Origin of the sequence: Actinomadura meridiana (assembly GCF_039537545.1) — a bacterium.
GTDB lineage: Bacteria > Actinomycetota > Actinomycetes > Streptosporangiales > Streptosporangiaceae > Spirillospora > Spirillospora meridiana.
The window spans coordinates 560,492-574,674 of sequence record NZ_BAABAS010000004.1; the positions used below are offsets into that span (position 1 = coordinate 560,492).

Consider the following 14,183-nt stretch of genomic DNA (forward strand, 5'->3'; position numbering starts at 1 on the left):
ACGGACGAGCGGAGTGGTTACTCCACGCCCATGTTGAGGTAGTCGTACATTCCGCCGTAGGAGTAGGTGATCCCCACGTTGGTGACACGCTTCGGCCGGTACATCAGGGCCTTGGCGTAGACCAGCGGGACTTCCATCGCCGTGTCCATGACGATCTTGTCGATGTCGCCGTAGGCCTTGAGGCGGGCCGCCTCGTCCGGGTTGGAGATCGCGTCCGCGAGCCCCTTGTTGACCCGCGGGTCGTCGAGCTCGGCGAGGTTGTTGCCGCCGGACGGCTTGATCGCCGCACCGTCCACGATCTGCGACAGGAACCCGTAGCCGGTCGGCCAGTCCGCCGCCCACGCCATGATCATCATACCGATGCCGTTGTCGTGGACGTACTTCGGAACGCCGACGTACTTGGTGAAGTAGTCACCGGCCGGGTACTGCACGATCTCGGTCTTGATGCCGACCTTGGTCAGGCTCTGCTGGATCGCCTGCGCCATCGCGACTTCCTTGGAGCGGTCGGACCGGGCCGACAGCTTCGTGGAGAAGCCGCCGGGGTGGCCGCACGCCGCCAGTTCCTGCTTGGCCTTGGCGAGGGTGGCCTGGTCGAGCCCGCCGCCCTCGGCCTGCTTCTGCGGGTACAGGTCGAACTTGGTGTAACCGGCGACCGTCGGGGGCAGCACCGTCGTCGCGACGTCACCGCCGGCCAGCGGGCCTCCGTAGGCCGTCTGCGCGGCGACCTTGTCGGTCGCGTACTGCACCGCCTTGCGGCAGTGGATGTTGTCCAACGGCTTGACGTGCTGGTTCAGCGACATGAACCGCAGGAAACCCTGGACCGGGTTGTCGACGTACGGCTTCTGGTCGTCGGCCAGCACCTTCGGCTGCGAGCCCGACTGGACGCCGACACCGGCGATGTCCATGTCCAGCGACCCGGCCAGCAGCCGCTGGTCGATGTCGTCACCGTTCTGCTTGAGCTGCACCTCGATCTTGTCGGGCAGCGCCTTGCGGATCGGGTCGGTGCTCTTGTTCCAGTTCGGGTTCCGCGACAGCGACATCGACTTGCCACGCTGGTAGCTGTCGATCTTGTACGGGCCGCTGGAGACGATCGCGGTCTCGTACTTCAGGCCGGTGTCCTTGGCCTTCGGCACGGGCATCGTCTGCGACATCGCGATCAGGTAGTCGAACTCCTGGAACGGCGTCTTCAGGTGGAAGACGATCGTCTGGTCGTCCGGCGTCTCGATCGACTTCAGGCCCTCGTCGGACTTGTCCTTGTACGGGCCCTTGTACGCCGGGTCGTTGTCGACCAGGTACGCCTTGAAGTACTTCGGCCCGTTCTGCAACTCGGCGGAGTAGTTACTGCGCTCAACCGCGTACTTCACGTCCTTGGACGTGACGGTGGTGCCGTCGTCGTACTTCACGCCGGTGCGCAGCTTGTAGGTCCAGGTCTTACCGCCGTCGCTGGCCTGCCCGAGGTCGGTCGCCAGGTCCGGGACGACCTTCAGGCTCGCGTCGCCCGCGGCGGGCGCGAACGTCGTCAGGCCACGGCCGTACAAGCGGGCGAAGTTCTGCGCGAATGCGTAGTAGGTGTTGCCAGGGTCCGGCGAGTCCCAGTCGTCTGAGTCGGCGAGCTTGAGCGTGCCGCCCTTCTTGTCCGCCTTGTTGACGACTTCCTTGACGCCGGCGTTGTAACCGGGGCCCGAGCCCGAGCCCCCGTCGTCGGATCCACCGCCACAGGCGGCGAGTCCCGCGGCCGCGACCACCCCGGCCGCGAAGACCGCGATCGGTCTCATCTTGTTCATGTGCAGGCGCACCCCTTCAAATAGACGGGTCGAAATAGGACCCGAGTCACCTGGACCGTGGGTCGAGAGCGTCCCGCAGCCCGTCACCGAAGAGGTTGAAGGCGAGGACGGTGATGAAGATGGCCATACCCGGGATGATCATGTACATCGGGTCCGAGGAGTAGATCGGCACGGCGAGCGTGAGCATGCCGCCCCACGACGGGGTCGGCGGGTTCACGCCGACGCCGAGGAACGACAGGGCCGCCTCGAACAGGATGTTGGTCGGGATCAGCAGCGTCGAGTACACGAGGATCGGCGCGATCAGGTTCGGCAGGATCTCCTTGAACAGGACGTAGGAGTTGCGCGCGCCCATGCTGCGGGCGGCGTCGACGAACTCCCGTTCTCGGAGCGAGAGCGTCTGCCCGCGGATGATCCGGCCGATGTAGGGCCAGTTGAAGAAGCCGATGACGATGACCAGGACGGTGACGCGCAGCCCGTTGCCGCTCAACCCGAAGGCGTCGTCGGCGACGACGCCGACCAGCGCGATCGCGAACAGCAGCAGCGGGAAGGCGAGGAAGGCGTCCATGGCGCGGCTGATGACGTAGTCGACCCAGCCGCCGAAGAACCCGGCGGTGATCCCCATGATCGTCCCGATGGCCACCGACATCAGGGTGGCGAGGAACGACACGAGCAGGGAGATCCGGGCGCCGTGCACGATGCGGGCCAGCATGTCGCGGCCGGTGCCCGGCTCCACGCCGAGCAGGTGGTCGGCACTGATGCCCGAGTGCCACACGCCGGTCTTGGGCCGGTTGTAGGTGGGGTCGATCAGGTTCTGGTGGTACTTCAGCGGGTCCTGGACGAAGTAGGGACCGAAGATCGCGATGAGGATGAGGAGGACCACCACGACGGCACCGGTGAGCGCGACCTTGTCGCGCTTGAGCCGCATCCAGGCGATCTGGCCCAGGGAGCGCCCCTGGATCTTCTTGCGGTCGACGCCGGCCAGGACCGCTTCCGGCTGTGCCTCGGTGTCGGACCCGCTCACCTCTATGGGTGCGGCCACGCTCCATACCTCCTACTGTTCGGCCACTGGTTCGGCCATGCCGCCGGCGTGTGACCGGCGACGACGGAGATCATCCGCTGTCGACGTTCTGATCACGCCGCGTTCGCTGAAGGGAAACGTAGTCCTTCGCGCATGACTGTCCATCCGTGAAGCGACCTTCGCCAGTACCCGTATCTGACTTGTGATCTCGTCGTCATCTCGGGAACATGCGCCCGGACAACACGTCGGACGAATCGCCCGAATAGTACGTACGCCGCTACCCGGGCAGGCAACATCTGACCGGTCTAGACCGGAAAGCTTTATCGTACTGAGTCCGTTCCGAGACCGTTCATCCGCAGGTCAGCACCGGCGTGGCGGCGACCGAACGGCGGCGGGACGGCACGGGCCGCACACACGGCGACGGGCCGGGATGCCCCCGGATCGCGTGGGGACGTCCCGGCCCGTCAGAGCCGCGCCCGGCGCCGCGCGGGCACCGGACAGAAGTTGTCAGTGGGTGTCAGGAGATTCCGTGGTCGCGGAGGATCCGTTCGATCTCCGCCATCTCGGGGTCGCCGCCGCTCTTGGCGGGGCCCTCGATCGCGCTCTTCGCCTTACCGGACCGGCCCGTGGACCGGGGCGCCGCGTCCCCGCCCTCGGCGGCCTTGCGCTTGCCGCCGCCGCCGGAGTCGGCGCGGCGGCTCATCATGGCGCCGGACGTCATGTAGAGGAGCACGGTGACCCCCGCGAGGGCGACGCCCGCCCACTTGACCGGGCTGAACGCGAGGTCGACGAAGAACTCCGTCACGCCCGTCATCGCCGCCGCGAGCGGCACCAGGGACAGCGCGGCTCCGCGCAGGCCCACGCCCGCGCCCCGGCGGCGGTACACGCCCCAGCTGATGACCAGCCCGACCAGGGTCACCCCGAGACTGATCGCGAAAATGGCTGCGTCGCTCATGCCGGCCCCTCATTCCGTGCGCTCGTGCTCACTTCCCATCGTCACACGCCGGACCGCGTTTTCGGTCCTCCCGGCGGACGGTTTGTCGCCGGGGCGACCTCATCCTTTCGCGTGATCCGTCCCCCCGGGACCACCCCGCGGGTATCAGGCGAACGCGGGCAGGGCGCGCAGCGACGCCATGCTCACCTCACGCAACGACGCGACGACCGTGCGTCCCGGCGCGGGCGGGATCGGCAGGACGCCCGGCACCGCGACCGTCACGCAGCCCGCCGCCTCCGCCGCGGCGACGCCGTTCGGGGAGTCCTCCAGGACGACGCAGCGGCCGGGTTCGGCGCCGAGCCGGGCGACGGCGGTCAGGTAGGGCTCGGGGTCGGGCTTGGTGCGCGTCACCTCGTCGCCCGCGACGCTCAGCGCGAAGTGCTCGCGGCCGATCGCGTCCAGCACCGGTTCGAGGAGGCGCCGGTGGCTGGACGACACCAGCGCCGCCGGGACGCCCGCCTCCCGGACCTCGGCCAGCAGGTCCTTCGCGCCGGGCATCATCGGCACGCAGGCGCTCAGCCGCTCGGCCATGCCGTCCAGCATCCGCCGCCCGACCTCCTCCGGGTCGGCGTCGGCGCCGGTCAGCTCCAGCATGTAGTCGACGGCGATGGACAGGGAGCCGCCGACGAGGCGTTCCTGGTGGGCGGGAGTCCACTCGCCGCCCAGCCACGCCATGACCTCCGACTCGACCTCCAGCCAGACGTGCTCGGACTCGATGAGCAGGCCGTCCATGTCGAACAGCACGGCCTGCGGGCCCCCACGGGTCACGATCTTCCCCTCAAGCGACGAATCAGTGTGGTCTCGGAGACATGGTCTCGACGTGTCGGTCTCAGGGACGGTGGTCTCGGAGACACGGTGTGCGATGAAACGGTGACGAACGGGTCACCGTACCGGTACGGTTCCCCCCAAAAGCTACCAGCGGGTAAACCTCGAACATGCAGGGAGCGGCATGAGCGCGTACCGCGTCATCCTCGTCGGCACCGACGGTTCGGACTCCTCGTTCCGCGCGGTCGACCGCGCGGCCCGGCTGGCCGCGGCTACCGGCGCGTCCCTCCTGCTCTCCGCCGCCTACGGGCCGATGCCCGCGCGGGAACGCGCCGCCGCCGCCGACCGGCTCGGGGACCTGGCGTACAAGGTGCAGGGGGCCACGCCCGCCGAGGACGCGCTGCGCGCCGCCCGGGCGCGGGCGGTCGCCGCCGGTGCCGGGGACGTCGACCAGGTCGCCGTCGAGGGCGACGCCGCCGACGTCATCGCGCGGCTGGCCGGGGACCGCGGCGCCGACCTCGTCGTGGTCGGCAACCGGGGCCTGAACACCCTGACGGGACGGATCCTCGGGTCGGTCCCCGCGAACCTGTCGCACCGCTCCCCCTGCGATGTGCTGATCGTCCACACCACCGACGGTAGGTGACGGGGACAAGTGGGGTCGCGTAAGGGTGGGGTACGTCACCGTCAGGACGTAGGCTGACACCCACCGATCATGAGCGGGGTCCCGGCCCCCGGGAATGAGACCCCCGTCGGTGACGCTGTACCTGGGCGTCGGAAGGAGGCAGCGCGTGGTCGAGCTGGAGAGTCTGCCGGAGCTGGTCGATCCGGTGCTCGTGGCGGCGTTCGAGGGGTGGAACGACGCCGGGGAGGCCGCCAGCGGGGTCGTCGCGCATCTGGAGGCCACCTGGGAGGCCGTGCCGATCGCCGAACTCGACCCCGACGACTACTACGACTTCCAGGTCACCCGTCCGATCGTGGAGATGACCGACGGCGAGACCCGCGGCATCACCTGGCCGACGACCCGCGTCTCGTGGGCGCGGCTCCCGTCCGGGAAGGACGTCGTGCTGCTGCACGGCATCGAGCCGAACATGCGGTGGCGGTCGTTCTGCCGAGAGCTGATCGGGCTGATGCTGGAGCTGGAGATCCGCAACGTGGTGCTGCTCGGCGCGCTGCTCGCCGACGCCCCGCACACCCGTCCGGTGCCCGTCACGGGCGCCGCGTCCGAGGCGGGGCTGGCCCGCAGCCTGCACCTGGAGCCCGCGCGGTACGAGGGCCCGACCGGCATCCTCGGCGTCCTACAGGACGCCTGCGCCAAGGCCGACCTCGACACGGTGTCGCTGTGGGCGGCGGTCCCGCACTACGTGGCGCAGCCGCCGTCCCCGAAGGCGACGCTCGCGCTGCTGCGCCGCGTCGAGGACCTCCTGGACGTCGCGATCCCGCTCGGTGAGCTGCCCGAGGAGGCCCGGGCCTGGGAGAACGGCGTCAACGAGCTCGCCGAGGAGGACTCCGAGGTCGCCGAGTACGTCCGGACGCTGGAGGAGCAGAAGGACGCCACCGAGCTGCCCGAGGCGAGCGGCGACGCCATCGCCCGCGAGTTCCAGCGCTATCTGCGGCGCCGCGACCCCGGCTGACCCGTGACTTGAGCGGATTGCCCCGGTAGGCACTACCCTGGCCAGCGGCGGAACCGCACCACGACCCCGATTCTCGCGATCGCGTCCGGCGATCGCCCGCAGTGCCCGACGCAGGGCGCGCCAGCGCCCGGAGGAGGAGGGCACTGCAATGAACTCCGACGCGCACCCGCTGCACCCGCACGACCCCACCCGCCTCGGCCGGTACGAGCTGCTCGGGCGGCTCGGGTCCGGCGCGCAGGGCACGGTCTACCTCGGTGTCGGCCCCGAGGGCGAGCGCGTCGCGGTGAAGCTCCTGCGGGTCCAGTTCGACGACGATGACACGGCGCGGGCCCGGTTCGTCCGGGAGGCGGAGGTCGCCAAGCAGGTCGCCCGGTTCTGCACCGCCCAGTTCCTGGACGCCGAGGTCGCCGGGGACAACCCGTACCTGGTCAGCGAGTACGTGCCCGGCGAGGCGCTGGCGCGGGCCGTGGCGCGGGACGGGCCGCTGACCGGCGGAACGCTCGACCGGCTCGCGGTCAGCACCGCCAGCGCCCTGACCGCCATCCACCGCGCCGGGATCGTGCACCGCGACCTCAAGCCGCACAACGTGCTGCTCGGGCCGGACGGGCCCCGCGTCATCGACTTCGGCCTGTCCCGGGTCCTGGACGCGGCCAGCGCCGTCAGCAGCCGCGCCGTCGGCACCCCCGCCTACATGGCGCCCGAGCAGGTGTCCGGACGGGACGTCGGCGCCGCGGGCGACGTGTTCGCGTGGGGCGCGACGATGACGTTCGCGGCGACGGGACGGCCGCCGTTCGGGTCCGACACCATCCCGGCGGTGATGTACCGGGTCCTGCACCACGAACCCGACCTCGGCGGCCTGGACGGCGAGCTGCGCGACCTGGTCGGCGCGGCGCTCGCGAAGGACCCGGCGGCCCGCCCCACGGCGGCGCAGCTGCTGCTCCGGCTGGTCGGCCACGCGGAGGCCTATGACACGCCTGCCGCGGGCGCCGCATCCCCGGCGCTGCCGGTGCCGGGTGGGGCCGGGGGTGACACACTCCCGCCCACGGCCACCAACCCCGCCCCGAGCCCGCGGGGGCGGCGCCGCAAGGTGCGCTGGGCCGCCGCCACGGCCGCCGGGGCCGCCGTCGTCGCGGCCACCGCCGCGGTCGCCGGTTACACGCTGCTCGACCGATCCGACGATCCGACCGGCGGAGGCGGGCAGGTGACGGCGCCGGAGTCGACGGCCGCGCCGTCGACCGCGCCGACCTCCGCCACGCCGAGTCACACCCGGTCCGGGCGGGGCCCGACGTCGACGGCGCCGGGACGTCCCGTCCCGGGCGGCACCCGTCCCACCGACGACGACGGTCCCCCGCCTAGCAGCGACCCGCCGCCGAAACCCGTCGTGCTCGGCTCACCGTCGCCCGCCAAGTACTGCGCGGCGCGGGAACGCGACGCCGTGTTCCGGACCGGGAAGTGGTACTGCGTGCCCCGGGACGGCGACATCGGCGTCGACACCCCCATCTCCATGACGGCGGTGTGCGCGTCGCAGTACGCGTCCGACGCCGAGGCGCGGCTGCGCGGCGACGCGAGCGTCCCGTCCGACTGGGACTGCTACGTCCTGAAGTGACGGCCTAGAGGGCGACGCCGAAAAGCGCGTCGACGGCGGCCTTGACCTGCGCGGGCGCCGCGGTGTCGGCCCCTTCGGTGGCGGCCCAGGCGTCGACGGCGGCGAGCGCGCCCGGCGCGTCCAGATCGTCGTTCAACCGGTCACGGACGGCGGTGACCACGCCCTCGGCGGACGGGCCCGACGCACGCTCCACGGCGGCGCGCCACCGGCCCAGGCGCGTGACGGCGGCGTCCAGGTCCTTGGGCGTCCACTCCCAGTCGGCACGGTAGTGGTGCGCGAGCAACGCCAGCCGGATCGCCATCGGGTCGACGCCCGCGTCCCGCAGCTTCGACACGAACACCAGGTTGCCGCGCGACTTGGACATCTTCTCGCCGTCCAGCCCGACCATCCCGGCGTGGACGTAGGCGCGGGCATGCGGCCGTTCACCCGTGGCGACCTGGGCGTGGGACGCGCCCATCTCGTGGTGCGGGAACGCCAGGTCGGACCCGCCGCCCTCAACGTCGAACGCCATGCCGAGGTACTCGATGGAGATCGCCGAACACTCCACGTGCCAGCCGGGGCGGCCCTCCCCGAACGGCGACTCCCAGCCGGGCTCGCCCGGACGCCGCGCCATCCACAGCATGGCGTCGAGCGGGTCACGTTTCCCTTCCCGGTCGGGGTCGCCGCCACGCTCGGCGGACAGCGGCGTCATCTCCCCCCGGGTCAGCCCGCTGACCTGCCCGAACGCGGGGTCCGCGGCGACCGGGAAGTACGTGTCGCCGCCCAGCTCGTAGGCGGCGTCCCGGCCGCGCAGCTTCTCGATCATCTCGACGATCAGCGGGATCGCCTCGACCGCGCCGACGTACCGGTCGGGCGGCAGGATCCGCAGCGCCGTCATGTCGTCGCGGAACAGTTGGATCTCCCGGTCGGCGAGGACGCGCCAGTCCTCCCCGGTGTCGCGGGCACGTTCCAGGAGGGGGTCGTCGACGTCGGTGGCGTTCTGCACGTAATGGACCCGGTGCCCGAGGTCGCGCCACACACGGTTGACGAGGTCGAACGCCAGATAGGTGTTGGCGTGGCCGAGGTGGGTGGCGTCGTAGGGGGTGATGCCGCACACGTACATCCGGGCGGTTCCGCCGCGTTCGGCGGGCCCGGAGGGGTGGACCGTCCCGGTTCCCGTGTCGTACAGGCGGAGCGGCCGGGTCGCGGCGGGCAGTCCCGCGTCGGCAAGGTCGGGAACGTCGGAAGCGGGCCACGATCGCATACCGAAAGCTTATCCATGCCGACTTCGTGGGTTTGCGGCGAGATCGGGTCAGGCGAGCCGGACGCGGGGGTCCAGGAACGAGTATCCGACGTCCACCACCAGGTTCGCCGCGATCACGAACAGCGTCACCGTCAGCGTCACCCCGATGACCACGGGGGTATCACCCACCGTGATGGACTGGTAGACGAGCTGCCCCACCCCCTGGAGCCCGAACACCTTCTCCGTCACGATCGTGGAGCCGACCAGGGCGCCGAGATCGACGCCGAACTGGCTGACGACGGGCGTCAGAGCCGACCGCAACCCGTGACGCCACACGACCCGGCGCTCCGGGAGGCCCTTGGCGCGCGCCGTCCGCACATAGTCCTCGCTTAGGACGTCCAGCATCGCGCCGCGTGTCAGCCGCGCGTAGGACGCGAGCATCAGGAACGCCAGCGCCGCCCACGGCAGGACCATCCGCCGGAAGAAGTGCTCCTGCATCGGCGGCCCCGCCTCGAACACGTGCAATCCGGACCCGAAGACGTACAGCAGCGCCAGGGCCACCACGAACGGCGGCGTGGACATGCCGACCAGCACGAACGCCGTTGCGGCCCGGTCCCCCATCGTCCGCGCCCGCGTCGCGCCGAGGACCCCGAGCCCGACACCCCCGACGAACCACACCACCCCGGCGCCCGCGACGAGCCATATCGTCACCGGGAGGCGCTCGGCGATCAACGTCGACACCGGTGCCCCACTGATGTAGGAGTCGCCGAGATCGCCCCGCAGCAGCCGCGTCCCGAACCGCCAGTACTGGACGAGGACGGGCTGGTCCAACCCCAGGTTGGCCCGGATCTGGGCCAGCACCTCACCGCTGGCCCGCGGCCCCCCGATGACACGCTCCACCGGCACGGGCGAGACATGTAGGAACACGAACACCAACGTCGACACCAGCCACAGCACGACCGCCGAGTGCAGCAGCCGACGCGACAGGTAACGGGGCATGGTCACCGCCCCCGGGGGTCGAGCGCGTCCCGGACCCCGTCGCCGATCAGGTTGAACGACAACGTGGTCAGCAACAGCAGGACACCCGGAACGAGCAGCAGCCACCAGGCGGACCCGAACACGTCACCGCCCTCCCCGAGCATGGACCCGAGGCTCGGCGTCGGCGGGCGCACCCCGACACCGAGGAACGACAGCGTCGCCTCGAACACGATGGCCGCCGGGATCTGCAACGACGTCAGCACGGTGACCTGCGCGGCCAGGTTCGGCAGGACGTCCCCGACCATGATCCGGGGCCCGGAGGCCCCCGCGGACCGGGCCGCCTCGACGAACTCCGCCCGCCGCAACACCAGCACCTGCCCCCGCACCACACGCCCCGAAGCCGCCGCCGAGAAGAACGCGATCACCACGACGGTCATGGTGAGCCCGCCCACCGCCGACGACACCGGAAACGTCGTCGCCAGGGTGATCGCGACAAGCAGGTACGGCAGCGCGAGGACGAGATCCATCATCCGCCCGAACAGGGCGTCCACGGCCCCACCCACGAACCCGGCGACCAGCCCGACAGCCGTCCCGACCACAGAAGCGAGCAACGCCGCCCCGACCCCCACCACCAACGACACCCGGGTCCCATAGGCGGCCCGCACAAGCACGTCACGCCCCAACAGATCGGCCCCGAGCAGGAACTCTCCCCCGGGCCCACGCGGCCGTCCCCCGGCGTCCAACCCGGTCCGGGGGAACGTATCGTCATAGGGATGACCAGTGAGATGCGCCCACAACGGCGCCAGCACAGCGAAAACAGCGACTACCGCCAAAACAACCAAAGACGCCACCGCGACTCGATCACGCCGGAACCGACCCCACCCAACCTGAAACGGTGTGCGCGCCTCCACCCGCGTTCCTGCCACCCGCGCTCCCTGCCAAAAGATCGCAACGAGTGGCCAAGCTAACACCGACCGTCATCACGCCGTGGCCGTTTGACGGAGAAGCGGCTACAGCACCCGAGCCCAATCGCCCGGCACGGCACGAAAGTCGTACCGGACACCGCCCGGGGTCAACGCGGCGAGGCTGACCGACGTCGTCCCCCAGACCCGCCCCTCCCCGAGGTCGAGCAGCGGAAGCAGCGCCCGGTGATCGGCACGGTCCAGCCCGCCTCCGCCCACCAACGGCAGCCACTCCCCCCAAGCCTCCTCAAGCGACTCACCAACCCGCGGCGCAGGCCGCGCCGCGGCGACCAACCGAGGACGAAAGTAGGCGAGCCGCGCCCCCATGTAGGCGTCCTCGGTCTCCCCTTCGAGCTGCTCCCCACCCTCCAGCCCGCTGTTGACGATCATGTGCAGCCCCGGCCCGAGCTCCCGCTCGGCGAGCTCGACACCGTCCCAACTCCAGAACCGCACCCGATCGGCTTCCGCCGCGACCAGATGAAACGGGTCATAGACCGTCAGATCAAGCCGCCCGAGCTTCCCATCGGCCGCGACCCGCAACGACAACCCGCCCCGCGACACCCGCCCCGCCTCGGCCGCCATCCGCCCCCGCCCGTTCAACACGGTCACCACACGCGGCGCCCCGGGCTCGACGGCGAACCACGTCCCCCCAGCCCGCAGATCACGCCCCCCGACAACCCCGGGCCACTCCGCCCAGTACCGCCCCGGCCCCTCCCACTCCCGCGCAACGAACTCGTCCCGCACCCCCACAACCAACACCGGAACAGCAGAACCAGGATCAACACTGACAATCGCCGTACACATGCCCCGAGCTTATTGAAGCGCCAATTTCCACAAGGCACCGCCCTCATCAACCGCGGGCCTCAAACCCCGGCCACAGGCTCTGACCTCAGCCACAGGGTTCTAAGCCCAGCCACAGGAGTACGGGTAGTCACGTGGAGCGAGCGCCAGCGAGCGGAGCGGGAATACCCGGCGCGCCGCGTCCCCGCAGCGCAGGGGGCGCCAGCGACCGGAGCGAGGAGACCCGTGCCGCGCAGCCGGGGGTGTGGGGGGTCGCTCCCCCACATTAAAGGGGCGGCCAGGGGATGGCGGGCCAGTCTTCTGGGGGGTAGGGGTGGATTCTGTGTTTGAGCATCAGGTCTACGCGGCGGCGGGTGGCGTCTACCTCGTCGGGGGTGAGGAGGTCGGAGAGGCGGGTGCCCAGGGGGCCCTCGTTCAGGGCTTTCGCTACGCGGTCCAGGGCCTCCAGGGCCTCGGGGGCCAGGGGTTTGCCTCGCCACTGCCAGAGGACCGTGCGGAGTTTGTACTCGATGGAGAAGCAGACGCCGTGGTCGCAGCCGTAGACGCGGCCGTCGCCCGGGGGGAGGAGGTGGCCGATCTTGCGGTCGGCGTTGTTGACGACGGCGTCGAAGACGGCCATGCGGCGGATGGCGTCGTCGTCGGAGCGGGAGAGGGCGACCAGGTCGATGTCGGGGTCGGGTTCGACCCACAGTTGGACCATGCCGACGCCGTAGGGGCCGTCGCGGTGGACGGTGGGCGGGACGGTGCCCCAGCCCATGGTCTTGGAGACCTCGTAGGCGGCGACCTCGCGTTCGGCGAGGGTGCCGTCGGGGAAGTCCCAGAGGGGCCGCTCGCCGGCGACGGGTTTGTAGACGCAGTTGGCGGCGCGGCCCTCGTGTTCGATGGTGCAGTACAGGGTGGCGTTGGACGCCTGGACGAGCCGGCCCTCCACGTTGAGGCGCCCGGCGGTCAGCAGCCGTTCGGCGGCGGCGACGTCGCGGGGGGAGGTCGGGCATCCGGGCGTGCCGCGTCCGGCGGCGTCGTCCGCGGGCGCGCGGTCCCGGGAGGACTGCGTCATGTGTTCATTCTTCCGGGCACGGCGCCCATGATCCAGCACAACGGGCCCATTTCGTCCTCGCCGGGCGAAGGCATCTCAGCCGAGGTATCCGTTCTGGCGGGGGCACACGTGGCCCTCGGTGTCGAGGGGCAGGCCGCACAGGGGGCACGGGGGGCGCCCGGCGGCGACGACCTTCAGGGCGCGTTCGGCGAACGCGCGGGCCTGCGCGGCGCTGATCCGGACCCGCAGGACGGCGATGGCGGGATCGTCCTCGCCGACCTCGGCGTCCTCCTCGGTCTCGGTGACCTCCTGGGCCTCGATGACGACCTGTTCGTCGTCGGGGTCCCAGGCGAGCGCCATCGTGCCGACCTTGAACTCCTCCTCGACGGGCTGGTCGAGGGGGGGCGTCGTCGAGCAGTTCGGACGGGGTGACGGCGGGCACCGGGGCCTCTCCGCCGCTGCGCCGCAGCACCTCGTCCAGCAGTTCCTCCAGGCGTTCGGCCAGCAGGGTGACCTGGAACTTCTCCAGGCCGACGCTGGTCACGCGGCGGCCGGAGCGCGCCTGTAGGTAGAACGCGCGATCGCCTGGCCGTCCGACGGCGCCGGCGACGAACCGCTCCGGCGGGTCGTAGGAGATGACGGGCATGACAACGACCCTACGCGCCGCCGCCGGGCACCGCGTCACCCGGCCGGAGTCCGTTTCCTCCCGCCGTTTCGGCGGTCGGTTCGGGCACGAGTGCGGTGACATCACCGCCGGTGTCGTTGACGCGGACGGCGAACGGGCGCGTTTCGGTGTAGCGGATCGCGGTGAGCGACGCGGGGTCGGCCTGGATCCGCTGGAACTGGTCGAGGTGCAGGCCGAGGGCGTCGGCGACGATCGCCTTGATGATGTCGCCGTGGCTGCACACGGCGTAGAGGGCGTCGGGTCCGTGTTCGGCGGCGATTCGTTCGTTCCAGTCGCGGACGGCGGTGACGGCGCGGTGCTGCGCGGCGGCGAGGGACTCGCCGTCCTCGCCGGGGAACCGGGCGGCGCTCGGGTGGGACTGGACGACGCGCCACAGGGGTTCCTCGGCGAGTTCCTTGAGGGGACGGCCCGTCCAGTCGCCGTAGTGGACCTCGCCGAACCGGTCGTCGGTCTCGACCTTCACGGAGCGGCCCTCCGCGAGGGCGTCGGCGGTCTCGGCGCAGCGTTGCAGGGGGCTGCTCACGATGGCGGCGAGGGGCAGCGGCGCGAGGCGGGCGGCGAGCGCGGCGACCTGCGCGCGGCCGCGGTCGTCGAGGGACACCCCGGGCGTCCACCCCGCGAGGACGGGACCGGTCATCTCGGTCAGGCCATGCCGTACCAGGAGAAGCATCGTCACAGCGGTCACTCTAGGAGATGACCGA

13 protein-coding genes and 2 pseudogenes are annotated in these 14,183 nt (G+C 71.0%); 3 read left to right on the forward strand and 12 right to left on the reverse strand.

What is annotated here, in order from left to right; all coding sequences use genetic code 11:
• Positions 1 to 17 precede the first annotated feature (17 nt).
• From ABD808_RS06685 to ABD808_RS06700, 4 genes are all read right to left on the reverse strand, one after another.
• Positions 18 to 1,784, reverse strand: coding sequence for an ABC transporter substrate-binding protein (locus tag ABD808_RS06685; protein WP_344891434.1), 1,767 nt, complete (start codon positions 1,782 to 1,784; stop codon positions 18 to 20).
• A 46-nt stretch (positions 1,785 to 1,830) separates the two neighbouring features.
• Positions 1,831 to 2,823: an ABC transporter permease gene (locus ABD808_RS06690; RefSeq protein WP_344891437.1), complete on the reverse strand. Its 993-nt coding sequence runs from the start codon at positions 2,821 to 2,823 to the stop codon at positions 1,831 to 1,833.
• 496 nt (positions 2,824 to 3,319) lie between these two features.
• Positions 3,320 to 3,757 (reverse strand): hypothetical protein, encoded by a 438-nt coding sequence (locus ABD808_RS06695; RefSeq protein ID WP_344891440.1) that lies wholly within the window; start codon positions 3,755 to 3,757, stop codon positions 3,320 to 3,322.
• A 144-nt stretch (positions 3,758 to 3,901) separates the two neighbouring features.
• Positions 3,902 to 4,564, reverse strand: a complete 663-nt coding sequence (locus ABD808_RS06700; protein ID WP_344891443.1) for an HAD family hydrolase — start codon at positions 4,562 to 4,564, stop codon at positions 3,902 to 3,904.
• 181 nt (positions 4,565 to 4,745) lie between these two features.
• Between ABD808_RS06700 and ABD808_RS06705 the strand changes: the two genes are divergently transcribed.
• The 3 genes from ABD808_RS06705 to ABD808_RS06715 all read left to right on the forward strand — a co-directional run bounded on the left by ABD808_RS06705 (position 4,746) and on the right by ABD808_RS06715 (position 7,798).
• Positions 4,746 to 5,204 carry a universal stress protein gene (locus ABD808_RS06705; RefSeq protein ID WP_344891446.1) on the forward strand — a complete coding sequence of 153 codons (459 nt, stop codon included), beginning with the start codon at positions 4,746 to 4,748 and terminating at the stop codon, positions 5,202 to 5,204.
• A gap of 145 nt (positions 5,205 to 5,349) precedes the next feature.
• A complete protein-coding gene (locus tag ABD808_RS06710) occupies positions 5,350 to 6,192 on the forward strand; it encodes a PAC2 family protein (RefSeq protein WP_344891450.1) in 843 nt (280 codons plus the stop codon).
• 148 nt (positions 6,193 to 6,340) lie between these two features.
• Positions 6,341 to 7,798 carry a serine/threonine-protein kinase gene (locus tag ABD808_RS06715; protein WP_344891453.1) on the forward strand — a complete coding sequence of 486 codons (1,458 nt, stop codon included), beginning with the start codon at positions 6,341 to 6,343 and terminating at the stop codon, positions 7,796 to 7,798.
• Between the two features lie 4 nt (positions 7,799 to 7,802).
• Here the strand turns inward: ABD808_RS06715 and mshC are convergent, their stop codons facing one another.
• From mshC to ABD808_RS06755, 8 genes and pseudogenes are all read right to left on the reverse strand, one after another.
• On the reverse strand, positions 7,803 to 9,041 hold the full coding sequence (mshC, locus tag ABD808_RS06720) for a cysteine--1-D-myo-inosityl 2-amino-2-deoxy-alpha-D-glucopyranoside ligase (RefSeq protein WP_344891457.1): 1,239 nt from the start codon (positions 9,039 to 9,041) through the stop codon (positions 7,803 to 7,805).
• 48 nt (positions 9,042 to 9,089) lie between these two features.
• On the reverse strand, positions 9,090 to 10,019 hold the full coding sequence (locus ABD808_RS06725) for an ABC transporter permease (protein WP_344892869.1): 930 nt from the start codon (positions 10,017 to 10,019) through the stop codon (positions 9,090 to 9,092).
• A gap of 2 nt (positions 10,020 to 10,021) precedes the next feature.
• The gene (locus ABD808_RS06730) at positions 10,022 to 10,639 is read right to left on the reverse strand and encodes an ABC transporter permease (protein WP_344892872.1); all 618 of its coding nucleotides are present in this window, start codon (positions 10,637 to 10,639) and stop codon (positions 10,022 to 10,024) included.
• Between the two features lie 129 nt (positions 10,640 to 10,768).
• Positions 10,769 to 10,969: pseudogene (locus tag ABD808_RS06735) on the reverse strand (hypothetical protein); the annotation flags it as partial.
• A 39-nt stretch (positions 10,970 to 11,008) separates the two neighbouring features.
• Positions 11,009 to 11,764 carry an NRDE family protein gene (locus ABD808_RS06740; protein ID WP_344891460.1) on the reverse strand — a complete coding sequence of 252 codons (756 nt, stop codon included), beginning with the start codon at positions 11,762 to 11,764 and terminating at the stop codon, positions 11,009 to 11,011.
• 262 nt (positions 11,765 to 12,026) lie between these two features.
• Positions 12,027 to 12,818, reverse strand: a complete 792-nt coding sequence (locus ABD808_RS06745) for an SCO1664 family protein (RefSeq protein WP_344891463.1) — start codon at positions 12,816 to 12,818, stop codon at positions 12,027 to 12,029.
• Positions 12,819 to 12,893: 75 nt separating this feature from the next.
• Positions 12,894 to 13,443: pseudogene (locus ABD808_RS06750) on the reverse strand (DUF3090 domain-containing protein).
• A 10-nt stretch (positions 13,444 to 13,453) separates the two neighbouring features.
• Positions 13,454 to 14,158, reverse strand: coding sequence for an MSMEG_4193 family putative phosphomutase (locus ABD808_RS06755; RefSeq protein WP_344891466.1), 705 nt, complete (start codon positions 14,156 to 14,158; stop codon positions 13,454 to 13,456).
• Positions 14,159 to 14,183 lie beyond the last annotated feature (25 nt).